At 42.5% G+C, this 26,480-nt stretch carries 26 protein-coding genes and 2 other annotated features; of the genes, 4 read left to right on the forward strand and 22 right to left on the reverse strand.

Annotation, left to right across the window (positions count from 1 at the left end):
* Positions 1 to 3: 3 nt before the first annotated feature.
* From polX to zapA, 3 genes are all read right to left on the reverse strand, one after another.
* Positions 4 to 1,716 carry a DNA polymerase/3'-5' exonuclease PolX gene (gene polX, locus NSS80_RS14010; protein ID WP_024427178.1) on the reverse strand — a complete coding sequence of 571 codons (1,713 nt, stop codon included), beginning with the start codon at positions 1,714 to 1,716 and terminating at the stop codon, positions 4 to 6.
* Between the two features lie 114 nt (positions 1,717 to 1,830).
* The gene (locus tag NSS80_RS14015) at positions 1,831 to 2,364 is read right to left on the reverse strand and encodes a CvpA family protein (RefSeq protein WP_041115044.1); all 534 of its coding nucleotides are present in this window, start codon (positions 2,362 to 2,364) and stop codon (positions 1,831 to 1,833) included.
* Positions 2,365 to 2,371: 7 nt separating this feature from the next.
* Positions 2,372 to 2,629, reverse strand: a complete 258-nt coding sequence (zapA, locus tag NSS80_RS14020) for a cell division protein ZapA (protein ID WP_012010831.1) — start codon at positions 2,627 to 2,629, stop codon at positions 2,372 to 2,374.
* 134 nt (positions 2,630 to 2,763) lie between these two features.
* Between zapA and rnhC the strand changes: the two genes are divergently transcribed.
* Positions 2,764 to 3,687, forward strand: coding sequence for a ribonuclease HIII (rnhC, locus tag NSS80_RS14025; protein ID WP_172880854.1), 924 nt, complete (start codon positions 2,764 to 2,766; stop codon positions 3,685 to 3,687).
* A gap of 37 nt (positions 3,688 to 3,724) precedes the next feature.
* On the opposite strand, the gene pheT is transcribed toward rnhC, so the two are convergent.
* From pheT to NSS80_RS14040, 3 genes are all read right to left on the reverse strand, one after another.
* Positions 3,725 to 6,139, reverse strand: a complete 2,415-nt coding sequence (pheT, locus tag NSS80_RS14030) for a phenylalanine--tRNA ligase subunit beta (protein WP_252049683.1) — start codon at positions 6,137 to 6,139, stop codon at positions 3,725 to 3,727.
* Between the two features lie 15 nt (positions 6,140 to 6,154).
* The gene (gene pheS / locus NSS80_RS14035) at positions 6,155 to 7,189 is read right to left on the reverse strand and encodes a phenylalanine--tRNA ligase subunit alpha (RefSeq protein WP_024426124.1); all 1,035 of its coding nucleotides are present in this window, start codon (positions 7,187 to 7,189) and stop codon (positions 6,155 to 6,157) included.
* A 376-nt stretch (positions 7,190 to 7,565) separates the two neighbouring features.
* Positions 7,566 to 8,309, reverse strand: a complete 744-nt coding sequence (locus tag NSS80_RS14040) for an RNA methyltransferase (protein ID WP_041115037.1) — start codon at positions 8,307 to 8,309, stop codon at positions 7,566 to 7,568.
* A gap of 113 nt (positions 8,310 to 8,422) precedes the next feature.
* Here NSS80_RS14040 and sspI point away from each other — a divergent pair, with 113 nt between their 5' ends.
* A complete protein-coding gene (sspI, locus tag NSS80_RS14045) occupies positions 8,423 to 8,644 on the forward strand; it encodes a small acid-soluble spore protein SspI (protein WP_024425725.1) in 222 nt (73 codons plus the stop codon).
* A 43-nt stretch (positions 8,645 to 8,687) separates the two neighbouring features.
* Here the strand turns inward: sspI and cstA are convergent, their stop codons facing one another.
* The gene (cstA, locus tag NSS80_RS14050) at positions 8,688 to 10,484 is read right to left on the reverse strand and encodes a carbon starvation protein CstA (RefSeq protein ID WP_024426126.1); all 1,797 of its coding nucleotides are present in this window, start codon (positions 10,482 to 10,484) and stop codon (positions 8,688 to 8,690) included.
* 345 nt (positions 10,485 to 10,829) lie between these two features.
* A complete protein-coding gene (locus tag NSS80_RS14055) occupies positions 10,830 to 11,918 on the reverse strand; it encodes a M42 family metallopeptidase (protein ID WP_024425723.1) in 1,089 nt (362 codons plus the stop codon).
* Between the two features lie 179 nt (positions 11,919 to 12,097).
* Between NSS80_RS14055 and NSS80_RS14060 the strand changes: the two genes are divergently transcribed.
* Positions 12,098 to 12,502, forward strand: coding sequence for a hypothetical protein (locus NSS80_RS14060; protein WP_024426127.1), 405 nt, complete (start codon positions 12,098 to 12,100; stop codon positions 12,500 to 12,502).
* Between the two features lie 17 nt (positions 12,503 to 12,519).
* On the opposite strand, the gene NSS80_RS14065 is transcribed toward NSS80_RS14060, so the two are convergent.
* From NSS80_RS14065 to NSS80_RS14100, 8 genes are all read right to left on the reverse strand, one after another.
* Entirely contained in the window at positions 12,520 to 12,786 is a 267-nt protein-coding gene (locus NSS80_RS14065) for a DUF1294 domain-containing protein (RefSeq protein ID WP_024426128.1), read from the reverse strand.
* A gap of 63 nt (positions 12,787 to 12,849) precedes the next feature.
* Complete coding sequence (rplT, locus tag NSS80_RS14070) at positions 12,850 to 13,209, reverse strand: 50S ribosomal protein L20 (protein WP_007501659.1); 360 nt, start codon at positions 13,207 to 13,209, stop codon at positions 12,850 to 12,852.
* A gap of 31 nt (positions 13,210 to 13,240) precedes the next feature.
* Complete coding sequence (rpmI, locus tag NSS80_RS14075) at positions 13,241 to 13,441, reverse strand: 50S ribosomal protein L35 (RefSeq protein WP_003216324.1); 201 nt, start codon at positions 13,439 to 13,441, stop codon at positions 13,241 to 13,243.
* 24 nt (positions 13,442 to 13,465) lie between these two features.
* Positions 13,466 to 13,981: a translation initiation factor IF-3 gene (gene infC, locus NSS80_RS14080; RefSeq protein WP_024425720.1), complete on the reverse strand. Its 516-nt coding sequence runs from the start codon at positions 13,979 to 13,981 to the stop codon at positions 13,466 to 13,468.
* Between the two features lie 71 nt (positions 13,982 to 14,052).
* Positions 14,053 to 14,184: a sequence feature (ribosomal protein L20 leader region), on the reverse strand.
* Between the two features lie 128 nt (positions 14,185 to 14,312).
* Positions 14,313 to 15,008 carry an antiholin-like protein LrgB gene (gene lrgB, locus NSS80_RS14085; protein WP_024425719.1) on the reverse strand — a complete coding sequence of 232 codons (696 nt, stop codon included), beginning with the start codon at positions 15,006 to 15,008 and terminating at the stop codon, positions 14,313 to 14,315.
* A gap of 14 nt (positions 15,009 to 15,022) precedes the next feature.
* Complete coding sequence (gene lrgA, locus NSS80_RS14090; RefSeq protein ID WP_024425718.1) at positions 15,023 to 15,466, reverse strand: antiholin-like murein hydrolase modulator LrgA; 444 nt, start codon at positions 15,464 to 15,466, stop codon at positions 15,023 to 15,025.
* A gap of 137 nt (positions 15,467 to 15,603) precedes the next feature.
* Positions 15,604 to 16,341 (reverse strand): LytTR family transcriptional regulator DNA-binding domain-containing protein, encoded by a 738-nt coding sequence (locus NSS80_RS14095; protein ID WP_024425717.1) that lies wholly within the window; start codon positions 16,339 to 16,341, stop codon positions 15,604 to 15,606.
* Positions 16,338 to 18,095 carry a sensor histidine kinase gene (locus NSS80_RS14100; protein WP_268421577.1) on the reverse strand — a complete coding sequence of 586 codons (1,758 nt, stop codon included), beginning with the start codon at positions 18,093 to 18,095 and terminating at the stop codon, positions 16,338 to 16,340. Before NSS80_RS14100 ends, NSS80_RS14095 begins: the two co-directional genes overlap by 4 nt.
* A 176-nt stretch (positions 18,096 to 18,271) precedes the next feature.
* Here NSS80_RS14100 and NSS80_RS14105 point away from each other — a divergent pair, with 176 nt between their 5' ends.
* The gene (locus NSS80_RS14105; protein WP_265192756.1) at positions 18,272 to 19,051 is read left to right on the forward strand and encodes an HAD family hydrolase; all 780 of its coding nucleotides are present in this window, start codon (positions 18,272 to 18,274) and stop codon (positions 19,049 to 19,051) included.
* Positions 19,052 to 19,107: 56 nt separating this feature from the next.
* On the opposite strand, the gene NSS80_RS14110 is transcribed toward NSS80_RS14105, so the two are convergent.
* The 6 genes from NSS80_RS14110 to NSS80_RS14135 form a co-directional block, all read right to left on the reverse strand.
* The gene (locus tag NSS80_RS14110; RefSeq protein WP_034279678.1) at positions 19,108 to 20,028 is read right to left on the reverse strand and encodes a methyl-accepting chemotaxis protein; all 921 of its coding nucleotides are present in this window, start codon (positions 20,026 to 20,028) and stop codon (positions 19,108 to 19,110) included.
* Between the two features lie 157 nt (positions 20,029 to 20,185).
* Positions 20,186 to 22,126, reverse strand: coding sequence for a threonine--tRNA ligase (thrS, locus tag NSS80_RS14115; protein ID WP_024426134.1), 1,941 nt, complete (start codon positions 22,124 to 22,126; stop codon positions 20,186 to 20,188).
* Between the two features lie 45 nt (positions 22,127 to 22,171).
* Positions 22,172 to 22,419: a binding site (T-box leader), on the reverse strand.
* Between the two features lie 43 nt (positions 22,420 to 22,462).
* Positions 22,463 to 23,332 (reverse strand): putative sporulation protein YtxC, encoded by an 870-nt coding sequence (ytxC, locus tag NSS80_RS14120; RefSeq protein WP_125587149.1) that lies wholly within the window; start codon positions 23,330 to 23,332, stop codon positions 22,463 to 22,465.
* A 60-nt stretch (positions 23,333 to 23,392) separates the two neighbouring features.
* Positions 23,393 to 24,031: a TVP38/TMEM64 family protein gene (locus tag NSS80_RS14125; RefSeq protein WP_024426136.1), complete on the reverse strand. Its 639-nt coding sequence runs from the start codon at positions 24,029 to 24,031 to the stop codon at positions 23,393 to 23,395.
* A gap of 33 nt (positions 24,032 to 24,064) precedes the next feature.
* Positions 24,065 to 24,994 (reverse strand): primosomal protein DnaI, encoded by a 930-nt coding sequence (gene dnaI / locus NSS80_RS14130; protein ID WP_034279671.1) that lies wholly within the window; start codon positions 24,992 to 24,994, stop codon positions 24,065 to 24,067.
* Positions 24,995 to 25,010: 16 nt separating this feature from the next.
* Positions 25,011 to 26,435, reverse strand: a complete 1,425-nt coding sequence (locus NSS80_RS14135) for a replication initiation and membrane attachment family protein (RefSeq protein ID WP_340892024.1) — start codon at positions 26,433 to 26,435, stop codon at positions 25,011 to 25,013.
* Between the last annotated feature and the right edge of the window lie 45 nt (positions 26,436 to 26,480).

Here is a 26,480-nt window from a genome sequence, read left to right on the forward strand (position 1 = left end):
CGACTACCTGTCACGCGTTAAAAACTTTTTGATCTCGTTTAGAGAAAAAGTATTCACGACATTTGCTTTTGGTGTCCAGCCTTTTCTTGCAGCTGTTACACCAACTTCCATATGATCCAGCATGGCGATATTGTGTGCATCTGTATTGATCATGATGTTTACACCTGCTTCGTTTGCTTTCATTAAATGCTCTGTTCTCAAATCAAGTCTTGACGGGTTGCTGTTGAGCTCTAGTGCAGTTCCCGTTTTCTTCGCAAGCTCTATAAGCTGATCTATATTTAAGGCATAGCCGTCCCGTCTGCCGATCAAACGGCCTGTTGGATGTGCAATTAAATCCACATGCTGATTCCGCAGCGCATTTTCAAGGCGTTCCATTATGACTTCCTCTGGCTGAGAAAAGCTCGAATGGATAGACGCAATCACAAAATCCATGTCTGATAAAAAGTCATCATCATAATCTAATGATCCATCCGGGAGAATATCCATTTCGACCCCTTTGAAAATGTGAAAATGCTCGAATTCTTGATTCAGCTTGTCAATTTCTTTTGCTTGCAGACGTAAACGTTCTTTTGTTAAACCGTTTGCTACTTTTAAATATTGCGAGTGGTCTGTAATCGCCATGTATTCATAGCCTTTTGCGATACATGCCTCTGCCATTTCGCGAATAGAAAATGCGCCGTCACTCCAAGTCGAGTGCATATGAAGGTCGCCTTTAATATCTTTTAACTCTACAAATTGCATACTTTCTTTATACGTATCAATCTCCGCTCCGGTTTCACGAATTTCTGGCGGAATGAGCGGAAGTTCAAAATGCGCATAAAAAGCGGCCTCGTCTTCAAACGTTTTGACTTCTCCAGTTTCAATTGTTTCTACACCATATTCACTAATACGCTCTCCGCGTTCCTTCGCCAGCTGGCGCATGCGAATATTGTGATCTTTTGAGCCGGTGAAATGATGCAGTGTTGTGGCAAATTGATCTGTTGTCACAAGCCGGAAGTCTACACTGATCTCAAAATCAAGGGCAAGAATGACAGATACCTTCGTATCACCGCTTGCGATAACGTCTTTGACATCATCGAGTGCAACGAGCTGCTCTCTGACTTGTTCAGGATCGCTGGTTGCAATGATATAATCTAGATCTTTGACAGTTTCCCGTGCACGTCTTAAACTGCCAGCTCTTGAAAAACGAAGAATACCCTTCATCTGTTCAAGCGCATGATCAATCCGCTCTGCCACATCTAATGCAAAGCCAATTGGCAGTCGTTCTGGCTGCTTTCCGGCCTCCTCAAGAGCAGCGAGAATCTTTTCTTCTGTTTTTTTACCGAAGCCTGCAAGCGCTTGTACTTTTTCTGCTTCACATGCTTCCTTTAATGACTGTGCATCATGGACTCCAAGCTCTTGGTAAAGCTTAGCAATCTTCTTCCCGCCAAGTCCTTGCAATTTTAAGAGCGGGACAAGTCCTTCAGGCACTTCCTTTTTTAATTGTTCGAGTGTTTCTGATTGTCCTTTTTCGATATACTCTGTGATCACAGCAAAGGTTCCTTTTCCAATGCCGGGTAATGCTAATAGATCATCTATTTGAGAAAGGCTGCGGTCGTCTTGTTCCAGTGCCGCTGCTGCTTTACGAAAGGCAGAAATTTTAAAAGGATTATCTCCTTTTAGTTCCATATATACTGCAATTGTTTCAAGAAGTTTGATAATATCTTTTTTATTCATCTCTCATCCTCCAGCCGCTTTGGCATCTTCCTATATAAATATACAAACTTTCCCTTCATCCTACAACTTTCTGTCATGGAATGAGAAAAAACTTCTCCAGGAAAGGAGAAGTTTTTAAACTCCATACGTCGACCATAGGTCTTTGACAAGACCGGACAGGTAAGGGGTGTTGTTTACGATCACATCTGCTAACATTGATTTGCTCATCATTGTTTGCAGCGCATCTACTGGAAGTAATGCAGCGACAAACAATAGAATAAACACAAATAAATAGGTTTCAAGAAATCCTAAAACACCGCCAAGCAGTTTGTTCACCTGTTTAATCACAGGTATACTTGCAATGGTTGTGAGCAATCCGCCAATGATGGCGAGCAGGATTTTGGTCAAGATAAACAGAATGATAAACGCAATGGTATTATAATAAGCTGTTTCTAGATTCCCGCTAAAGAAAGCGAGCTGCGGTTGACTGCCGCTAAAATTAGGTGCAGGAATCCACGTAAGCTGTGGTGCCAGTGACTGATAAAACATGGACGCCACTAAGATAGAAACAACAAAGCTGATCAATTTAATAAATTGAAGAATAAACCCGCGTTTTAGACCGACAAGCGTTCCCATAAGAAGCAAAAACAAAATGATGATATCGATCACGGTAATTTCATTCCTTTTCTTTTAGCTGAATCTCTAATTTTTCGTATTGCTCTTTTAATTTCAAGTAGTCGTGGACGACATTGACTGCTGTCAGTACAGCTAATTTGTTTATATCAAGGTATGGATTTTTTTCATTTATTTCTCTCATTTTATCATCAACAATTGACGCAACATGCCGCATATGCATCTTCGTTTCTTGACCGATGATCGTATAGGACTGTCCGTATATCTCAACTGTTGTTTTCGTTTTACCGCCGTCAGACAACGTTTCTCCTCCATTCCACGAGAATCCTAGTCTTTATCATAACATGTTTAGACATTGAATGGAAAGACGAGCCCTTACCTGTTATGGTACACTTTAGAAATCAATGATATCAAGGTAAAAAGGAGTTATCCACTGTGCCCCAATCCGTTTTAAAAGCAACATCAGAAGACCTCAAAAAAATGAAGAGCGCGTATGCGCACCATTTAACAGACACTTTGCCGCCAGGCGCCCTCTTTCAAGCAAAAGTCCCTGGCTGTACGATTACAGCTTATCGATCTGGAAAAGTGCTCTTTCAAGGACAAAAGGCAGAAGCTGAAGCCAGTCAATTCAGCCATTTACAAGCAGCTGATACGAAAAGTCAAAAATCACCTGCTGTCACAAAATACAGTCCGCCGCCAGGCATTGCTTCCATGTCGGTCGTCGGTTCAGATGAAGTAGGTACAGGTGATTATTTTGGACCGATCACAGTCTGTGCGGCCTATGTTGATGCCAGCCAGCTTGCTTTAATGAAAGAGCTTGGCGTAAAAGACTCAAAAGGATTAAAGGATCCGCAAATTATCAACATTGCCAAGGATCTCATCAAAACCATTCCGTTCAGTCTTCTCGTTCTCCGAAATGAAAAGTACAATACAATGCAGGAAAAGGGCATGAGTCAAGGAAAAATGAAAGCACTGCTTCATAACCAAGTCATCACCTCTGTGCTAGAAAAACTCGACGGAAAGCAGCCTGAGGCCATTTTGATTGACCAATTTGCAGAACCAGGCATTTATTTCAAGCATCTTGCCGGGAAAAAAATTATTCGGGAGCGGACGTATTTTAGTACAAAAGCAGAAGGCATCCATTTGTCAGTCGCTGCAGCTTCCATTATCGCAAGGTATGCCTTTTTAATTGAAATGGACAAATTATCACAGGCTGCAGGCTTTGATATCCCAAAAGGAGCAGGTCCTCATGTGGACAAGGCCGCCGCAAAGCTCATCAAGCTGCATGGTGAAGATGCTTTACGTCAATTTACAAAGCTGCATTTTGCCAACACACAAAAAGCGAAAAAAATGCTATGAAAAAAGCTAGGGCCCATGAGGCCATAGCTTTTTTTCTTTAACCGCGTAAGACGGCTTGATACGTATCTTCTAGTGCTTTCAATACTTTTGTATGAACAGCTGTGACTTCTTCCTCGGTCAACGTTTGTTCAGGGTTTAAATATTGAAGTGAGAATGCAACAGATTTTTTGCCTTCTTCCATATGTTCCCCTTCGTATACATCAAATACAGATAGGTCTGTGAGTAATTGACCGCCTGCTTCATAGATCACACGCTCCAGCTGTCCGCTTGAGATATGCTGATCGACAACAAGTGCAATATCTCTTGTCACAGCAGGGAATCTCGGAATCGCTGTATATTTCATATCCTTCGTTTCAGATGTCATCACATCTGTTAAATCAAACTCGAACACATACGTTTCTTTTAAATCCAATTCTTTTTCAACGACTGGATGCAGTGCGGCAACAAAGCCAATGACTTGACCATTTAAGTGAACATCTGCTGTTCGCCCTGGGTGAAGACCCTCACGCTCTGCTTGAACATATGTGATTTGGTCTGACACACCAAGCTTTTCAAACAATCCTTCAGCAATTCCTTTCGCTACATAAAAGTCGACAGCTTTTTTCTCGCCCTGCCAAAGATTTTTATGCCATAAGCCTGTCAGCGCACCAGCGACATGTTCTTTTTCCACTGGTTTTGCCCCTTCAGCTTCTGCTAAGAAAACAGAGCCCGTTTCATAAAATCCGAATGAATCAGCTTGTCTTGCCAAGTTATATGCTACAGAATCAAGTAAGTTTGGCAGAAGACTTTGTCTTAGCACACTGCGTTCCTCACTCATTGGCAGAGAAAGTCTCGTTTCATAAGCTGGATGCAGGGCAAAAGCTGTGGACTTATGCTGATTCGTCAATGAATACGTAATCGCTTGAGAAAGTCCTGCGCCCTCTAAGAAACGTCTTACCTTTCTGCGCTTTACTTGGTATGGTGTGAGACCGCCAACGGTGCCGGCTGTCGCAGGCAGTGTAGATGGAATATTATCGTAGCCGTATAATCTTGCGACTTCTTCAATGAGGTCTTCTTCAATCGTAATATCCATTCTGCGGGAAGGAACTGTTACGACAAGAACATCATTTGATTCGCCCACTGTAAAGCCTAATTTGTTGAAAATCTGAATCATATCTTCTTTTGAAATGCTCATTCCAAGCACCTTGTTCACACGCTCAGTTGAGACGTGAATGACATTCATACTTGCTTCAAGGTGATTTTCCTCAACTGTACCACTTAGCACTTCACCGCCTGCATACATACTGATCAATTGAGCTGCTCTTTCTGCTGCCGGCTTCGTACGCTGCGGATCGAGCCCTTTTTCAAATCGTGTGCTTGATTCACTGCGAAGCCCTAAGTCTCTAGATGCTTGACGGACTGTTTGACCGTTGAAATATGCCGCTTCTAAAAGAATCGTCGTTGTCTCATCACGCACCTCTGATTCAAAGCCGCCCATGACGCCAGCTACCGCGTGCGCTTTCGTTCCATTCGTGATGACAAGATGCTTTGATGATAATGTACGCTCTTGCTCATCGAGTGTTTGAATGATTTCGCTGTCAGACGCTTTACGTACAACCACCTGCTTTGAACCAAAGCGGTCATAATCAAAGGCATGAAGCGGCTGGCCGTATTCAAGCAGTACAAAGTTTGTAATATCCACGACGTTGTTAATTGGACGGATGCCTGCATTCATCAATCTTGTTTGCATCCAAAGCGGTGCTGGTCCAATCTTTACATTTTTAATGATCTTCGCTGCATAAAGTGGATTCGCTTCTTGATCCTCAATTTTAACAGAAATATAGTCTGCTGCTTTTTCGGAAGAAGTGTCATGTGCTGTATCAGGAAGCTTGATGTCTCTCCCTAAAATGGCAGCAACCTCATAAGCGACACCCAGCATATTCAGGGCATCGGCACGGTTTGGTGTTAAGCCAAGCTCAAGTACCGCATCATCTAATTGAAGTGCTTGGAGGGCATCATCCCCTGGTTTCACGTCATTCGGGAAAACAAAAATCCCTTCTGCATATTCCTTTGGTACGAGCTTGCTCTCTACGCCTAATTCTTGCAGAGAACAAATCATGCCATGAGACTCTTCACCGCGAAGTTTTGCTTTTTTAATTTTAAAGTTGCCAGGAAGGACTGCGCCAACCGTTGCAACGGCCACATACTGTCCTTTCTCCACATTCGGCGCCCCGCAAATAATTTGCACCGGTGCGTCTTGGCCGATATCAACAAGACATTTGTTTAATTTATCCGCATTCGGATGCTGTTCACGCTCAATAACGTGTCCAACGACAACTCCTTTGATGCCTTCGCCTTTATATTCAACGGCTTCCACTTCAATTCCGCTTCTTGTGATTTTTTCTGCTAATTCAGCCGGCTTGATGCCTTCTAAATCGACATAGTCTTCTAACCATTTATATGAAACAAACATGTTGATTTCCTCCTCTTAGTCCTGCTTGAATTGCTTTGTGAATCTAATGTCATTTGTGTAGAAATGGCGAATATCATCAATGCCGTATTTCAGCATTGCAATCCGTTCCACACCCATTCCAAAAGCAAAGCCTTGGTAAGTTTCTGGATCAAATCCGCTCATTTTCAGGACATTCGGATGAACCATTCCTGCACCTAAAATCTCAATCCAGCCTGTTCCTTTACATACAGAGCAGCCCTTCCCGCCGCATTTAAAGCAAGACACATCGACTTCGACAGATGGTTCTGTGAATGGGAAAAAGCTTGGACGTAGTCTAATTTCACGATCTTCCCCAAACATTTTTCTTGCGACTGTCTCCAGCGTTCCTTTTAGATCACTCATGCTAATATTGTGATCGACGACAAGCCCTTCAATTTGCATAAATTGATGTGAATGAGTCGCGTCATCACTGTCACGTCTATATACTTTCCCAGGACAGATGATCTTCACAGGACCTTGTCCTTTATATTTCTCAAGTGTACGTGCTTGTACTGGTGATGTTTGTGTTCTCATCAGTGTATCTTCGGTAATATAGAAACTGTCCTGCATATCACGTGCCGGATGCTCCTTTGGAAGATTCAATGCTTCAAAGTTATAATAATCTGTTTCCACTTCAGGACCTTCCTCAACGGTATAGCCCATTCCGATAAATAAATCTTCAATATCTTCGACAACTATCGTTAATGGATGTCTTGCTCCCATTTTGATTGGACTTGCCGGCAAAGTAACATCGATCGTTTGAGAGGCAAGTTTTTTCTTCACTTCTTCTGCTTCCAGCTGTTCATTTTTTTCAGCAATGGCATTAGCAATCTGCTCTCTTACTTCGTTTGCGAGTGCCCCCATTTTCGGTCTTTCTTCTGCGGAAAGCTTGCCCATTCCGCGAAGTACTTCTGTAATCGGTCCTTTTTTCCCTAAATATTGAACACGAATGTCATTGACTTCTTTGAGGGAGCTGGCTGCTTCAACCTTTGCTATCGCCTCTGTTTCAAGCTGTTTTAACGTTTCTTGCATGAGTGTGATCCTCCTTTTGATATACAAAACCGCTCGGATAAACGGCTGTTTGATCGTTTGAAGACAATAAAAAAACTCGTTCCTCCATAAAAGAAGGGACGAGTTGTGGTCGCGGTACCACCCTTGTTAAGCACAAATGCATGTGCGAATAAGCTTCATTGACATAACGGAATCAAACGAATCCGGTTCACCTTTACGCAAAACCTGCGGTCCCGGTGACAACTCCAGAGGTGAATTCCTGTTTCAGCATTCCTTAAATGCACTTTCAGTCTACGATGCATTCTCCCTAAAAGGCCGCTTCTTGAAACAATCTTCCTCTATCATGGTTTTTAAAATATTAGTTTTATTATAGTGAAAATAAACGCATGTTGCAACATTATCCACGCAAATGATAAACAAGAACAGCGGCTGCAACAGCTACATTTAATGATTCTGCCTGCCCATACATTGGTACATATAAATTTTGATCTGTCATTTGCAGAATGTCTGGATCAATACCTGCTCCTTCATTTCCAACAATTAATGCAAACGGACCTTCTGCTGTTACGCTTTTATACTCTTTCGCATCATTTAAGGCACTTCCGTATACAGGTATGCCTCGTTCTTTCAGCTCCGTGATCGCCTGTTGAAGGGTTTGCTTTAAGATAGGCAGGTGAAAATGAGACCCTTGTGCCGAACGGAGCGTTTTTCCGTTAAACGCATCAACTGTTCCTTCTCCTAAGATCACGGCATCAAGACCAGCGGCATCTGCTGTTCGAATGAGTGTGCCTAAATTCCCCGGGTCCTGCACTGCGTCTAATAAAAGAAGCCGTTCAACCTTCTTTTCTTCAAAAACAGGAACTGTACAGACTGCGGCAATGTGCTGAGGCGTTTCTGTTTCTGTCATGGCAGAAAAGGCCTCTTCGCTCAGTTCATAAAGCTCAATGTCAGGCTGGATATGAGAAGGAAGCATATCGGGCGAGGTGACCATTAATGCCTTCACGATCCCGCTCTTTAATGCTTCTTCGACTAAGTGTATTCCCTCAACGAGAAACAGCCCCGTTTTCGTTCGTTCTTTTTTCGTATGGAGCTTCTTCCACTGTTTAATGTTTGTGTTTTTAGCTGATTCTATATATTTCAAGCGACGTTAACTCCTTTAATTATCATGAATTTATTATATCTCATGCACACTACATAATAAACCTGTCTTTGAGACAGAATAGGGCTATTACCATCAAAAAAGGAGTGTGGGCAATGGATTTTAATTTAAGAGGCGCAGTCATTCAAAACATTACTGGCCATAATCAAGAACAGCTTGAACATACGATTTTAGATGCTATTCAAAGCGGCGAGGAAAAAATGCTGCCAGGCCTTGGCGTGTTGTTCGAAGTGCTATGGCAAGAAGCATCAGAAAACGAGAAAAATGAAATCCTTGAAACATTAGAACAAGGCTTAAAGCCTCAGCAGCAGCAATAAAAAGAAGCCGGTTTGCTTATAAAAGCAAGCCGGCCTTTTTCATTTAGCCAGTGATAGGCGTTTCCATTCGAAGCGCTGGATCACGCCAGATTTCGACCCATTTTTTTATCGCAAACACAATAATCACAAAACCTAAGATCAGCATGATGATCGACAGCACCGCATTCAGCACGCTGTAACCGGATGCTTCAGGATTGAGATAGACATTTGCTACCATCCAATAGCCTGCATAATTCACCGTCACATATAAGTAAGCAAGCGGAATTAAACAAGTCAGCATATATCGCCTTTTATCTGCAATTTTTAATACAACGGTTGCCCCAATGATCAACCCAACCGAGGCCATTAACTGATTTGAAACCCCAAACAGCGCCCAAATAGATCCGATGTCCCCTGAGTAAAGTAAGTATCCCCACATAAAACAAGCAAGCGCACTTGCAAACACCGAACCAGGTACCCAGTCAGTTCGTTTAAGCGGTTTATATGCTTCACCTAAAAAGTCTTGAATCAAATAGCGTGCCACACGTGTCCCCGCATCAATAGCAGTTAAAATAAAGACAGCCTCAAACATAATGACGAACTGGAAGAAGTAAGAAGCCAAATGACTAAAGAACGGAATCCCCGTAAAGATATACGCCATCCCTACCGCTAATGTTACGGCACCACCCGTTCTTCCTTCTAAGTCGAGGCCGATTTCCTTACTCAGCTGCGGAAGGTTTTCGACACTCATACCGAGTGTACGGAACACTTCTGGCGTACTGTTTATCGCAAAATAATCCCCTGGATGCAGGGCAGTAGCCGCAATTAAAGCCATAATCCCAACTAAGCATTCCACAAGCATTGCGCCAAACGCAACAGGCTTCATATCACTCCATCGGTCCAGCATCTTAGGTGTTGTCCCTGAACCAACAAATGCGTGGAAACCAGAAATGGCACCGCAAGCAATGGTAATCGAAATAAATGGCCAGACAGGACCAGCTAATACAGGTCCTCCTCCATTCACAAACTCTGTAAACGCCGGGAATTGAATGGACGGATTCACGACAAAGATTCCGGCAATCAGCGCAATGAATACACCAATTTTCATAAAACTACTTAAATAGTCCCTCGGTGCAAGCAGCAGCCAAACTGGCAGAGCCGCAGCAAAAAAGGCATAGATCGGCAGGGCAAGAGCAAGCGTTTTTGTATCAAGGGTTAAAAAATCACCTAGTTCCGTTCCTTGAATATTTGGCCCAAGGAATACACCAAACATCAGCAAAATAAATCCCGCAGATGTCGCCAGCTTTAAATTGCCTGTTTTTTTATAATACAGACCAACCCCCATTGCAATCGGAATCGTGATTCCAACTGCAAATGTCCCCCAAGGGTTACGTTCTAAAGCATGAAGCACAACCATAGACAAACCTGCCATTGTGATGGTAATAATAAACAGCATCGCAAGCCCTGTACAAAACCCGGCAACAGGTCCCAGCTCTTCCTTCGCTACCTCTGATAATGATTTCCCCTTTTTTCGCATCGACGCAAATAAGACGACTAGATCATGTACAGCTCCGCCTATGACTGCACCAATTAAAAGCCAAAGGAGACCAGGTAAATATCCAAATTGAGCGGCTAAAATCGGACCCACTAACGGGCCAGCAGCTGCAATCGCAGCAAAGTGATGCCCAAATGTGACCCATTTATTTGTCGGCACATAATCTTTCCCGTCCTCTAGTGTGTGAGCCGGTGTAGGATGATCATCTGTGACCTTTAATACCTTGACCATCATAAATGTGCCATAAAGACGATAGGCAATCGCTAAAATACACATAGATCCTATTACAATTGTAACCGCATTCATTTAACCATCCCCTTTGTATAAACAATTTGTTACAAATATAACATAAATTGATTGATTTTTCTTTCTTTAAAAACCAAGTTGACAAATAAGAATAATATGTTTATTCTTAAGGTAGCTTCACCTACTTCCATAAACTCTCTTTTGACAGGGCATTCTATGGCTCTGTCCTTTTTATTGCTTTCATCTTACAAAAATAAACGCTCGATCACATGTGCCTTATTCACTAGGAAACATTCTCCTCTTTTACTGAAAATAGTTCTTTTGACTCACTTTGAACACACCGTTCATTTCCTGGGAAATTCAATAAAAAAGCCTTTCCCCTGTACTGAGGAAAGGCTTTCTTACTTAAGAACCGTACGTAATCTGTTCAACGGTTTTTTGATCAAGTCTTTTGATCACTTCTGTTAAAAGCTTCACTGCATTTTCATAATCATCTCGGTGAATCATTGCGGCATGGGTATGAATATATCTGCTCGGAATTCCGATAGATAGTGATGGAACACCATGGCCTGTTAAATGAATACCGCCAGCATCTGTCCCGCCGCCAGGCATTGAGTCATATTGATAAGGAATGTTCAGTTCATCAGCTGTTTGGACAACAAAATCACGAAGCCCTTTATGAGAGACCATTGAAGCATCAAATACAACAATCGTTGGGCCTTTGCCAAGTTTGCTAGTTGCTTCTTTCTCAGTGATGCCCGGTGTATCTCCTGCTACACCTACATCAATGGCAAATCCAATATCAGGCTGAATCGTAGCCGCTGCTGTTTTAGCTCCGCGCAGGCCTACTTCCTCTTGGACAGTTGCGACGCTGTAAGCAATATTCTCATGCTGAGCATTGTGCAAATTTTTCATGACATCAATGGCGACTGCACAGCCAATGCGGTTGTCCCATGCTTTTGCAAGGAGCATTTTTTCATCATTCATGACTGTAAACTCAAAGTAAGGAACGATTTGATCTCCAGGCAGCACGCCCCACTCCATTGCCTGTTCCTTGCTTGACGCCCCAATATCAATAAACATATCCGTAATCTCAATTGACTTTTTACGAGCTTCAGGTGACAAGACGTGTGGTGGCTTTGAACCAATTACCCCTGTGATCTCTCCCTTTTTCGTCACAATGGTGACACGCTGGGCGAGCATGACTTGTGACCACCAGCCGCCGACTGTTTGAAAACGAATGTAGCCTTTGTCATCAATTTTTGTCACCATGAATCCTACTTCATCTAAGTGACCAGCGAGCATAATTTTAGGTCCGTTAGCGTTTCCTTCCTTTTTAGCGATCAAGCTGCCAAGGCGGTCTGTAGAGACTTCATCTGCATATGATTCTATGTATGTCTGCATGACTTTTTTGACATCACGTTCATTTCCTGGAATCCCTTTTGCATCCGTTAGGTCTTTCAGCATAGTTAATGTTTGATCGAGCTTTGTCATTCCATTTATCCTCCTTTATCTTCATGGTGCATTCTTATTATACAAAACCTCTTTCGTTCAATACGATCTTTTTATGAATATTTTTTCGTTTTACGAAATATTTTTTTAAAAAAAGTTGAAACCTTTTGGCGTTTTCATTCGTAGTACATCAGATAACGGTATTGGAGGTGCATCCTGTCATGTTTGTAATCCTCATGAGACTAGCTCTTGTTGCACTGCTTGTCTACATCTTCTACATGGCGGTAAAATTCTTCTCAAATCCGAGAAGAAAGCTGAAACAAGCACAATTAAAAGAAGGCTTTTATTTTATGGACGAACAGCAAAATGCGCGCAAAAATTTTAATTTCGTCTATAAAGGTGTCTTGTTTGAAGGGGAGAAGCATGTTCCTTCTAAGGATCATCCTCTGTTTGTCCACTCCATTTACGTTTGGACGGAGTCACCTGAGAAGCTGAGTGAATTTACATTAGAAGACTTTGAAAAACTGGAGGAAAACATTATCGAGCGTTATCCTCAAACAAAAATTGATTGGGATCAGCCTATTAAAAAAATCAAACAAAAAAAAGGAGCAGACACGCCGTCCTAATGGCGTCTGCTCCTTTTTCAAATAACTTGGATATATCCCAATAGAATCAACTGCAAAATAATTAATACAGGCATGCCGATTTGAAAGGCGGGATGCTTTGTTTTATGCCGGAAATACTGCATTCCTAGATACGATCCGGCAGCGCCAAAAAGAACCGCAGCACTCCATAAATGCGCCTCTGAAATTCTCCATTTATGTGCTTTGGCCCGGCGTTTGTCCTCACCCATGAGAAAAAAGCCGTAGCCATTCACTAAAATAAGCAGCAGGATCAAAGCCATATTCATTCATTTCACCTCACATGATGAGAAAAAAAGATCACCCCTCGAAGGAATGATCTTTTATAAAACTTACTTGTCTAGTTGTGCTTTTGCAGCATCAGCAAGCTGATTGAATGCATTTAGGTCATTCACAGCAAGGTCAGCAAGCATTTTGCGGTTTACTTCGATACCAGAAAGCTTTAAGCCATGCATTAAACGGCTGTAAGAAAGACCGTTCATACGAGCTGCAGCGTTGATACGAGTGATCCATAGTTTACGGAAGTCACGTTTTTTCTGACGACGGTCACGGAAAGCGTAGTTTCCAGATTTCATCACCTGTTGGTTTGCTACTTTGTATAATCTATGTTTTGAACCGAAATAACCTTTTGCTAATTTAAGAACCTTTTTACGACGCTGACGCGACACAGTTCCGCCTTTTACTCTTGGCATTGTAATTCCCTCCTATGATTCCTATTCCAAATTACTTGATGTTTGCAAGTTGTTGTTTGATACGTTTGAAATCTCCAGCACTTACGATTGCGCTCTTACGCAATTTACGTTTTTGCTTTGTAGATTTGTTAGCGAACAAGTGACTTGTGTACGCATGAGAACGTTTAAGTTTACCAGAACCTGTTTTTTTGAAACGTTTAGCAGATCCGCGGTGAGTTTTCATTTTTGGCATTGGATGTTTCCTCCCTCTGTTACTTTACTTTTCGACTTTTGGTGCAAGCATGAGGAACATGCTGCGTCCGTCCATCTTAGGTTTTGTTTCTACTGTTGCTACTTCAGCGCAAGCTTCAGAGAAACGGTCTAACACGCGCTGTCCGATTTCTTTATGCGTAATCGCACGGCCTTTAAAACGGATAGAAGCTTTCACTTTATCTCCCTTTTCAAGGAATTTGATTGCATTACGGAGCTTCGTGTTAAAATCATGTTCATCGATTGTCGGGCTCAACCGAACTTCTTTTAAGCTAATGATTTTTTGATTCTTACGTGCCTCTTTTTCCTTCTTCTGCTGTTCGAATCGGAACTTACCATAGTCCATGATTCGGCAAACAGGTGGTTTTGCATTTGCAGCAACTAACACAAGGTCAAGATTAGCTTTAGCAGCAATTTCCAGAGCTTCCTGGCGGGTTTTAATCCCAAGCTGATCGCCATTTTGTCCGATCAAACGAACTTCACGCGCACGAATACCTTCATTAACTAATTGATCTTTGCTAATAGTGAGCCACCTCCATGAGATTTTGAATTGAGTTCACAATTCATTTTGACCATTTCGTTGTATGTTTTACAGGCAAACAAAAAGTGTGGGCATATAAAACACCCACACTGCGAACATTTGCATGAAAAAATAAATGTACGGTCAACCTGTCAACTACAAACATGTGTCAATCAGGTGAGAAGCGGGTGCTTCTGCTTGTGATATCTATTCAATTCGTTAACTATTCTACACAATTTTCATTAGTCCGTCAAGTAACCGAACTCTTGAAACAACTTTTTCAGTTTAACATGATGAGACGAATTGGGCAAGACTTTTTCACACCATGACGGCATCAAAGAATCAACTGCATAAAGATTGGGATGACGATAACGGTCACAACTCCTACGACTACAACGGCGATACTTGCCATCGCTGCTTCTACTTCTCCCATCTCAATTCCAACAGAAACCCCAAGCGCATGTCCTGAAGTACCAAGTGCAAGACCTTTTGCCACTGGGTTTTTAATGCGAAACAATTTTAAGAAGAAAGCACCTAGTGCATAGACAATGACTGCGTTAAATATGACCGCAAAGGCTGTGATATCTGCGATTCCGCCAATATCCTTTGCAATTGGAAGAGCAATCGCTGTTGTCGCTGCTTGTGGAAGCATGCTTTTCATCACAGCCGCATCTAAATGAATTCCTTTTGCTACGAGATATACGATCGTAATAGAACAAAGTGAACCTACAAAAATAGCAGATAAAATTTGCCACCAATATTTTTTAAGCAAGGCTCGCTGCTTATAAAGCGGGATAGCGAAAGCAATCGTGGCAGGCTCTAAGAAAAATTTGATAATCTTGCCGCCCTCATTATAATCTGCGTAGGAAAAACCGCCAACTTTCAAAAATAAAATGCCTAGTACCATCGCCACAAACAGCGGGGTGAACAAGAAAAAGCCTTTTGATTTTTTAAATAAGAATGTCCCTATTCCAAAAGCGACCAATGAGACGACAATGCCAAAATAAGGGCTCATCGTACTTGTACCCATTTTGCATCTCTCCTTTAATGCGTACTTGAAGCTGGTTTATTTGAATGAGAAGGAGCAGATTTACTCTCCTTTGTCTCTTTACGTTTCTGCGGTCTTTCTGATAATTGCATGAGAAGCTGCGAAAACAGCCCTGTCGCTGCAAGTAGCATAATGGTTGCAATGATAATGACACCGACGACTTGCACACCTACTTCTTGCATGACACCTAATGATTGAATAACGGAGATCCCAGAGGGAACAAATAGAAAGCTAATGAGTCCTGTCAATGATGTACCTAATTGCTCCACCTGCTCTAGTTTGACGATTTTCGTTGTTAACAAAACAAATAATAGAACCAAACCAATGACGGATGCGGGCATCGGAATCGGTAAATACATTGAAATGAGATTAGAAACGAACATTACGGTTGCAAAAATAAATGCTTGAGATAGAAATCCATATACTTTCGTGGCACTCATGCCCCTTCACCTCTTTCTTCGACTGCCCTCAGTATAGGGCATGAAATAAATGAATGAAGCGTTTACAATAAAACTCGCTGGATTCAATGACTGAAATGCAAAAAACGAGTATTGAAATACAAACAAAAAAAGCCCACCTACTCTAGCAGGAGCGACTTCTTTAATTCTTTCGCATATGTACGGCTGACAGGAATGATGGAACCGTCTGTCATATGCAGATTATACGTCGAATTAAACCACGGCTGTACTTCTTTCATATGAGAGGTATTCACGATATAGCTGCGATGAACCCTCATAAAGTATGCCTCAGGAAGTTTCTTTTCAATGACCACAAGCGGTTCTGAGACCTCATACATGTGATTCTTTGTTTTCACGACCTTTTTCCCCTCGCTGAGTCCTACATACATGATCTCTTCAACTTGCAGGATCACAATTGAGTCATCGACTGAGATCGCTAATTTTTGCTGGCGGGGCGCTTTCTCATCTGACAGCTGGTGCTCTTGCGTCTCAACAGATTTCCATTTTTTAAACTTCTGGATGGTCTGGAGCAGCCGCTCTTCATCAAATGGTTTTGTTAAGTAATCAAGCGCACTTACCTCAAACGCCTTCAGCGCATATTGATCAAAGGCTGTCGCAAATACAACCGCTGGCGGATCAGACATCCGGTTGAGCCTTTTGGCAATATCAAATCCGTTCTCACCAGATAAATCAATGTCTAAAAAGAGCAGATCCGGCTTATGGTCGACCATCCGGTCAAAAGCAGATTCTATATTTTCTGCTTCCTCTATTTGAACATCCTCTTTCGTTCTTCGTAATAAGTATTTTAATTCATCTCTTGCTAACACTTCATCATCTACGATTAATACTTTCATCAACGAGAATCATCCTTTTTTACATAGTCCATCGGAATGCGAAATGAGATGTCAGTGCCTTGGTCACTATGAATGGATAAAGCGGCTTGTCTGCCAAAAATTCCTCTTAACCGCTGATCTAAATTAAAAAGGGCCGTCCCTGTTCCTTCTAGTGATTTGACAGGCGCTTTTAATAGCTGAGCCATCTTATCATCTTCAATCCCCTGTCCATTATCTGTCACTTTCATATAAACATGCCCATCTTTCATCAAAGCGGATACGATGACTTCACAATTCGTTTGATGTTTAGGAAAAGCATGTCTCACTGCGTTTTCAACAAGCACCTGAAGCACAAAGGGCGGAATCATCACCTGCTCCAGCTCCTTTTCAATTTGAAAGGTCACATGGTACTTATTTGGAAACCTTGCTTGTTCGAGTGATAAATATGCCTCCACATGCTGAATCTCTTTATGCATTGGAATCAGCAGCTGGCGGGCACCTTGCATATTTGAACGAAAATAAATACTTAGCTGCAGCAGCAGCTTCCTTGCCATCTCCACATTGGTTCTGCATAAAACAGAGATGGTATTAATGGCGTTAAATAAAAAGTGCGGGTTCACTTGTGCTTGAAGTGCTTTAATTTCTGCATCTTTTAGCAGGCGGCTTTGAGTTTCCGCCTCCCCAAGCTCAAGCTGTGTGGAAAACAGCATCGCCAAACCTTCTGCAAGCTCCTCTTCCACCCTGCTTAATCCGACCGGAGAATTGAAATACATTTTTAACGTTCCAATCGTTTGACCGTTAGAAGTGAGCGGCAGCACGATTGCGGCTTCAAGAGGGCAATGAGCGACTGAACAATTGATTTCGTCCTTCGAATGTGCCTTCATAATCTTGCCGCTCATCAATACTTGTTTCGACAGCCCCGTAATCAGGCTTTTAGATGGAATATGATGATCTGCTCCATCTCCGACATGCGCTAAAATCTTTTCTGTGTCTGTTAAGGAGACCGCATCTGTTTCAGTCAATCGATGAATGATCTCCGCCACACTTTTACATGACTGTTCATTTAACCCTTGGCGGAAAAAAGGCAGTGTTTGATCGGCGATCGAAAATACTCGATGTGTCTGCATCGCTTTTGCCTGCTCTTCTTGCCGAATGACTGACTGTAAAATAGATAAAAAGATAAAGCTGCCGATTCCATTCACAAAGATCATCGGCAAAGCGATGATACTGACAAGCCCCCATGCATCCGCAAATGGCCTTGCAAACAGAAGGATAATGATCATCTGCAATGATTCCATCGCTACACCAAAAAGAGCTGCTTGGCGAGGTGTGACCATTCGATTCCTCCGCTTAAATCTGCTGCCGACATAGCCTGCAATGACACCCGCTAAAATGGAAGAAATCGCACAGCTGAGCGCGGTGCTTCCTCCTAGGGAATAACGATGGATTCCAGCTAAAAGCCCTGCGCCAATCCCTACAAACGGCCCCCCGATCAAACCACCCATTTCGATCCCCATAATTCTCGTATTGGCGATAGAGCTTGACGAGCCGAGATGATAAGAAAACTCATGATTCATGACAATTTGCTGCTGGATTTCAATACCTGTGTAATTGCTGATAATACTAAAAGAAGCAAAAATGAAGACAAGGATTGCCTTTTTCCGAAACCCTTGATTATGTAGCAATAGATTGCGAAAGCCCTTCACATGAGCAAGCACAAATCCTAAAATAACGATGATCCCCACACGCTCGATCATCATGATAATTAAATGAAGCAAACCGGCCACCTCAAATGATGTATGTCATATCTACTGTCTTTCTATTCTATCATGTGCGGTCAATGATCAAAGATCTCTCAAATCTTTTCTTTATTGGCCCCTTCTTCTATTGTAAAATGAACTTGAGCCTGTCACTTGCAGTTGAAGGTAACACATACATAACAAGGGAGAAGATCATGAAAGCCGTATTTTTCGATTTAGATGATACTTTGCTTTGGGACGAAAAAAGCATTCATACAACTTTTCAAGAAACTTGCCGGGAAGCGGAAAAGAAATATGGACTTGATCCAGAATCGTTTGAACAGATTGTACGTGAAGAAGCAAGAAAGCTGTACTCTTCCTATGAAACATATGATTATACTGTCATGATCGGCATTAATCCTTTCGAAGGACTGTGGTCGAATTTTAGTGAACCGATTAGCGAAGGCTTTCAAAAGCTGAACGCCCTAGCACCAGAGTATCGCAAAAACGCTTGGACCAATGGCTTAAAAACAGCGGGAATTGACGATGAGGCATTTGGTCAATATTTGGCTGATTTCTTTGCAGCTGAACGCAGAAAACGCCCCTATGTCTATGAAGAAACATACCCTGTTTTAAACCGCCTGAAAGGCAGCTACGAATTGCTCCTTTTAACAAACGGAGATCCTAGCCTTCAAAAGGAAAAACTGGCAGGTGTTCCTGAGCTTGCCCCTTATTTTAACGAAATCGTGATTTCAGGAGATTACGGAAAAGGCAAACCCGATCCTGGTATCTTTGAGCACTGCCTTCAGCTGTTAAACCTAACAAAAGACGAAGTGATCATGGTTGGAGATAATCCGAAAACAGATATTCTCGGCGCATCTCGCGCTGGCATCCAAACCGTTTGGATCAATCGCCATGGCAAGAAAAACGAAACAGATGTGACGCCTGATTATGAAATCAAAGACTTACATGAATTGTTTGATATATTAAAATAGAACAAAAAAACACCCTTCTCCTGACGACGAGATTGGGTGTTTTTGTAGTCTTAGAGCTATATGATTGCCGCTAGACTTTGCGCTTGCCGGTCTAAGCCGCGTGCTGCTTCTCCTACAATGATGAATTCCTCACTTGCCTGCTTTACAAGATCCCGGTTAGTAAACACGGTTGTCTTTGCCCGGCTTGTTCCGCTGCTGACTTTCTCTACTTCTGCATGAATCGCCTTCACGTATTGATCTACCTTGACGATCGCTTCTTTTGAATTTGTCGCTAGCTTTCGAATTTCTGCTGCCACTACACTAAAGCCATTTCCATAGGAACCCGCATGTGCCGCTTCTATTGCCGCATTTAAGGCGAGCAGCTGGGTTTGTGAAGAAATGCTGTTAATGCTTGCAGCAATGGAGCTGATGGACTCTACCTGCTCGGTTAATCCTTTTAGCAAGCTCATATTTTGATCGGTTTCGTTTGCTATATGATCAAAGGAGGCATTGACACTTTGACTATGCTGAATGCCAACTTCTGCTCGTTCCATTAATTTTGCAGACATCTCCTTTAAGTCTTCTACGACTTGCTTCATTGTATGTTCTCTCTCCGTAATATCTGTCGCCACTTTCACAACACCTACTACAGTTCCTTCTTCATCTCGAACAGGTGAATATGTCGCTTCAAGCCATAAGCTGCTGCCGTTTTTCGTGATCCGCTGCACTTTTTCTTGAAAAACTTGACCTTCTCTCAAACGCTTCCAAAACATGTGATAGCTTGTGTGTTCTGTAATGTGCGGAGGACAGAGCTGTCTATGTTGAAGACCGATCATCTCTTCTTTAGAATATCCCATGGCTTTTGCAAAAATATCGTTCACCCATAGAACTTCACCTGTCACATTAAATTCAATCATTGCCAGCGAGTGCTCTAATGCACGAAGAACAGCTGATTGCTCCAATACATGTGACGATAAATTGTTTGTTGTTTGCATCATCGCTTTCATTCCCCCAATTTGTCTCGAACCAATAGTACATACTTACCCTTACTTTTGTACTATCTAAACGTCTCTTTTTAGGAATTGGATCACTAGTGGAGGTGTTTTCCAAAAAGAAAAAAGCCAGTGACCTAAAGAGAATCACTGGCTTTGCTTATTATTTCTTTGCTTCTGCTACTGCATGTTTCACAAAGGCTTCAAGATCCATTGTTTCTGAATCTTGTTCCCCGTACTTTCTTACATTGACAGCGCCATTTTCTGCTTCTTGATCTCCGACGACAAGCATGTACGGAATCTTTTGCATTTGCGCTTCTCTAATTTTGTACCCAATTTTTTCATCGCGGCTGTCAAGCTCTACACGAAGACCTTCAAGCTGCAAACGTTCTTGTACTTTTTTCGCATAGTCTAAATGAACAGACGGTGAAACTGGGATGACTTGGAATTGTACAGGTGCCAGCCATGTTGGAAGGGCTCCTTTGTATTCTTCAATTAAGAAGGCAACGAAACGTTCCATTGTAGAAACAACGCCTCTATGAATTACGACTGGACGATGGTGCTTTCCATCTTCTCCGATATATGTGAGATCAAAGCGTTCTGGAAGTAAGAAATCAAGCTGTACAGTGGATAATGTCTCTTCTTTTCCAAGAGCTGTCTTTACTTGTACATCAAGCTTCGGCCCATAAAATGCCGCTTCGCCTTCTGCTTCATAGTAGTCGTGACCAAGCTCGTCCATTGCATCCTTCAGCATCGATTGTGCTTTATTCCACATCGCATCGTCATCGAAATACTTCTCAGTATCTTCCGGATCACGGTAAGATAAGCGGAATGTGTAGTCATTCAAGCCAAAGTCTTGATACACTTCTTCAATTAAGCGAACTGTACGGATGAACTCGTCTTTGATTTGATCTGGACGAACAAAGATGTGTGCATCGTTTAATGTCATACCGCGAACACGCTGAAGGCCGGATAAGGCACCTGACATTTCATAGCGGTGCATTGTACCAAGCTCTGCAATACGAATTGGCAATTCGCGATAGCTGTGCGGCTCGTTTTTGTAAATCATCATATGGTGCGGACAGTTCATCGGACGAAGAACAAGATCTTCGTTGTCCATTTCCATTACTGGGAACATGTCTTCTTGATAATGCGCCCAATGTCCTGATGTTTTATACAATTCAACACTTGCAAGAACTGGTGTGTACACATGTTCATAGCCAAGACGCACTTCTTTATCGACAATGTAACGCTCAATGACGCGGCGGATTGTAGCGCCTTTTGGCAGCCAAAGCGGAAGTCCTTGACCAACCTTTTGGGAATTCGCAAACAGTTTCAGCTCTTTTCCAAGCTTACGGTGATCGCGCTCTTTCGCTTCTTCCAGCAGACGTAAGTGCTCATTTAAATCTTCTTTGCTGAAGAAAGCTGTTCCGTAAATACGCTGAAGCATTTGGTTGTTACTGTCACCTCTCCAGTATGCACCGGCAAGGCTTAACAATTTAAACTCTTTGATTTTCCCTGTAGACGGCAAGTGAATCCCGCGGCAGAGGTCAAAGAATTCACCCTGCTCATAAATTGTCACAGCTTCACCTTCTGGAATCGCCTCTAACAGTTCAAGCTTCAATTCATCACCAATCGCTTCAAAGCGTTTTTTCGCTTCTTCTCTTGATACTTCAATTCGCTCAATTGGCAGATTGCTGTTAATGATTTTCTTCATTTCTTTTTCAATCTTTGGTAAGTCTTCAGGTGTGATGGCAACATCGATGTCTACATCGTAGTAGAAGCCATTTTCGATGACAGGACCTACGCCAAACTGAACGTGATGCTCTTTTCCATACAGACGTTTGATCGCCTGCGCTAGCAAATGAGCTGTGCTGTGGCGCATAATGTCGAGTGCTTCTTCACTTTTATCTGTGATGATCTCGATTGTTCCACTTTCTAATAGCGGCGTACGCAGATCTATTTCTTTACCGTTCAATTTACCGGCAAGTGCTTTTTTCTTTAGGCCCGGGCTAATTGATGCCGCGATGTCTTCTGTTGTAGCTGTTTTGTCAAACTCCTTGACTGCTCCATCTGGAAATGTAAGTTGAATTTGTTCTGACATCTCTGGTCACTCCTTTTTTTGGCAATATAAAAACCCCGCCCCCTGGAAAGGGACGAGGTTGAATAAACGGAATCGTGGTTCCACCCTTTTTCCCGTATTTGCATCTTGCTTTTTCATAAGCAAATACGGCTTGCGGTTCGATAACGGGAATTCCCGTCAGCCATTACTAAAAAGTTCACAGCTGATGTTCAAAGGTGGTAAAGCAAATGGTCCTCTGCTAGGAAGCTTTCAGCCGCGGCTTCCCTCTCTTTAAGCGGGTGTTCATTTGTTCATGTCCTTATCAATACGGTCTCTGTATGAAGTTACACCGTATTATAAAACGTTTTTTCGTGAAAATCAAGAAAGCTTTTCACTTTTCTTGTTGAAATGAGCATGTACAAATTGAACATTCTGCTCTTGGAATGAATGAGACGGGAACACCTCGACCCTTTCTTGAAAAATATTTTGAATGGTTTGCACCATCGAGTGACCTGTATCATTTGTAAATAGGTCAATTTTTTGCGGTGCAATGGAGACAAGCGGTGCAATCAGCTGCGAATCAATATACATTGGATGCTCTCTTACAAACTGTCTGTCTATGTATTGTTTTTGATCACGCTCAGAAGCGTAGCGAAATTCCCAAATCACCAGGCGTTCCTGATGCACAACATGTACTTTTTCGAGCCTAGGCTCTCTTGCCATCACATAGTCTCGAAGCGATTGAATGAAGTTTTGATACTCTTGCTCCATTTTGTATTCTTCAATGGACACTTCAACATAGTTCTTCAGCCTTCGGTCATACTCTGACAGCCTAAATGTCATAAATGAACCAATTGAAAAAACGCCTTGCTGTAAAGAAATCGCCTCAAGCTCCTTTTTTAAAAGGGCTTCTCTTGACGGGTCTTGCTGAATGCCGGGAATATCATCTAAATCCCCGTTCATGATACTGTGTGCGATGGAAAGAATTTGGTGCTGCTCTTCAGGATCTTTAAACAAATAGGTGTTTTCAAGGATGCTGCGCATGCGCTCATTTTCTTTGCATTCCAAAAAAAAGTGAACCAATAATGGCCGCACAATGTGCTCAAGTGCTTCTTCGGATTCCTTCGCCTCTATGAGAAGCCGGTCTTTCCCTTGTTGAATTGACATGTGATGCCGACTGTCTAAGTGTTCAGCAAGATGTAAAAAAGCGGCGGTATCATATTCATCTTCAAAGATTATTTCAAGCATGTTTGTCCCCCCTAACGACATCTGTTACATATATATGGGGGGAACATAAAAAATAGACGCCTAAAATAAATCAGGCATCTTTCTTTTTAAAATGAGTGGAACAGAGATAAAGATCAAATAAATCAAACAAACAACCACTAAGGCGGCATAATTGCCGCTGACAAAGCTTGAGCCGAGAACATTTAACGCAATTGTCCCCGGTATTAAGCCTAAAAAGGTGGCTGTCACAAATGCACGATAATTTGCACGTGAAGCAGCTGCCGCATAGCTGACAAAATCAAAGTGAATCGGTGCAATACGCAATAACAAAATATAAAGAAATCCATGCTCCTGAATGCGGGACGTCACCGCTTTCAGCTTCCGGCTGTTTGATTCCGTTTCCTTCTTTTTTGCTCGAAAGGTTGAAGCAATCATGAAGGAGCCTGTTGCCCCGGCTGTCGCTCCAATGAGGGCATAAATCGTCCCAAGGACACTGCCGAATGCCAAACCCGCCGCAAGCGAAAAGACCGTAATCGGGACGAGAACAAACGGGCGGAAAAGAGATAAGAAAAGAAAAACAAAGGGAGCCAGCATTCCAAATTGAAGCACCCAATTCTTCACATCTTTCGGCGCCAGCTGAAGATGCTGTTTATTCAGCCACCACAGCGCAGCAGCAAGAATGCCAATCACAAGAAAAAGCAGCCATTTTCTTTTGTTCATTTCAATTGCTCCTCCTTCAGGTGACATACGCTTTTATAAATGACGGCGGTTTTCTCCTTCGAGCAAGACAGGCTCTGCTAAATAGAGAATCCGTTCCATTAAACGAGCGGCTTTGACCTCTTCCTTTTCCCCCCGCTGTGAGTACGTAAAGTGATGCTTCAGCTCATTTGGTGAGAAATTAGAAGAGAAAAATGTCGGCAGCTGTTCTGCCATACGGTATTGTAAGATCGTACCGAGCAGTTCATCCCGCACCCAGCTTGTCATCGATTCTGCCCCAATATCATCAAGCATTAAAATAGGAGTGGATTTAACCATATTCAGCTTTTCTTCTAGCGTATGATCAGCTAATGAATTTTTTAACTCTCTTACAAATTCAGGCACGTAAACAAGGAGAGATGGGTACTCTTTTTCCGCTAGCTGCTGCGCAATAGCTGCTAGTATATACGTTTTTCCTACTCCAAACTTTCCGTGTAAATACAAGCCTTTTCCTTTTCCAGTCTCATCATAGCTTTGGAGGAATTGACCTACTTTTTGAATGACCTCTTGTCTTCCCACAACGTTCAGATCAGCGAACGTCGCTTGAAGGACATTTTGCGGAATATACATGCTTTTCATCAGCTCTTGCTGTTTTTTCTGTCTATCGAGCCGCAGCTTGACCAGGCAAGGGGAATATTCAATATCAATACTCTGACCTTTGATCACAAGCTTCGGGTGATACCCATCTAAAATGGCATTGACGTTTTCGTCATCTAAGCAGTAAGAGCAGCCCTTCGACTGCTGCACATATTCAAAGAGCCGGTTCAAGCTGCGATTGATCATGTCTTCATGTATCTCTTCTTGATGCTTCTGTAAAAATGCCTTCACATCTTCATCAGACAACACACTTTCTTTAATCTGATTGTATCTCACGCGAAAATCTACTCGTCCTTTTAGCTGTTCAAATGAACGACCGATCGGTTTCATCCCAACTCACCTCACCTTAATGTGCATTGTACTTTTTCATATTTTTAAACTGATCTAACAGTTTTTCTTTTTCTCGTTCAAGGTCTTCTGTAGACAGATTGTCCGTTTGCTCTTTTGCCGGCTGTTCTTTTGTTTCGGTTTCTTTCATCCAGTCAGGCAGTTTCTCTTCCCGGACGACTTTTCCTGAACCATATGGGCTGCGCTGCTTTTTCTGTTGCGCCCACTCTGTCATTTGTCTGTTCTCTTCTTTGGCAATTTTCATGGCCGCAGCAACGGTTTTGATTTTCTTTCTCACCCAATGAGAAGCGATTTTTTGCATATATGCTTTCGACAGCTTCATATCTGTTTTGAGTAATGTATAGTAGATGAGAACATTCATGACACCTGGCTCTAGCTGCTGCTCGATCATGATATCTTCGACAATTCTTAAGTCGGCATATGTTGGCTCAATGCCATCTGCCATGTCTTTTAGCAGCTCCCTAGGCGAAATATGATCCAGCTTTTCAATCAATTTTGCATCTGGAGTATCTGCCGCCTGCGTCTTTGAAGCATCTTGGCGCAAGTGTCTTGGCTGTTTTTGATCAATCAGCTTTGGCTGTTCGCCTCTGTATTCAATTTGGTACCAGTCTCTTGCTGCTTTTCTCAGCTCTTCTGTTGAGATCATTTGATCCGAACCGCATGCACCTGCTACAATATTTTGCATTTGAAGCGGGGTGATGCCGTATACAACAGCTAACTTCTTAATTGTTTCTTTTACCTGCTTTGTCAAAGCCTTTCTTGGAATCATCATGTCAGACATACCGGCTAATAATAGATCGAAATCAAAGGATTCGTCCGAGAGCGGTGCCGGCTGACTCGATCCAACGGTCACATATTCATAGCCTTGATCAAGCGATGACGCCTGATGAATTTCTTCTGTCATCTTGCGCTCGCCTGGCTGCAATACGTGAAACACTTCTTCAAATGACCGTGAAATGTTCTTTGCTTCTGCAGGAACACCCGGATAAGAGAAATAATCACGCAGCTGCATATATTTTGCTTTTTCTACACGATGGTACAGCAGGACATTCAGCATACCATCTTGGAAAAACTCATCTGGTCTTAGCGGCGGTACAAGCTCATATGTAAACAGTCTGCCTTCTTCCGTTTCCTGTTCATATGTGCGGAGTAAGCCGATCGCTTCAAGCTTTAAACGTTCCTCAAAAATATCATTTAAATTCGTTTGCAGCATGACCATGAGCTGCCGATGAGGTGCAGGTTTCCCCCACATACGATTTTGTTCCAGCTCTCCCCACAGCGTCATGTATAAGCTGAAAGCGGACATGCCAATAAGCGGCTGATATAAAAGAGTGATGAGCTGTCTATCGATGTCACCGAGCAATGAAGCGCTTTTGACGACATACGGATCGACGGCTAGCACTTCCTTCCAATGCTCTGTCATATGCTGATCCTCCCCATGAATTGCGATTGTTTCCATTGTACACTC

Source organism: Bacillus sp. FSL M8-0350 (assembly GCF_038593345.1).
Taxonomy (GTDB): Bacteria; Bacillota; Bacilli; order Bacillales; family Bacillaceae; genus Bacillus; species Bacillus safensis.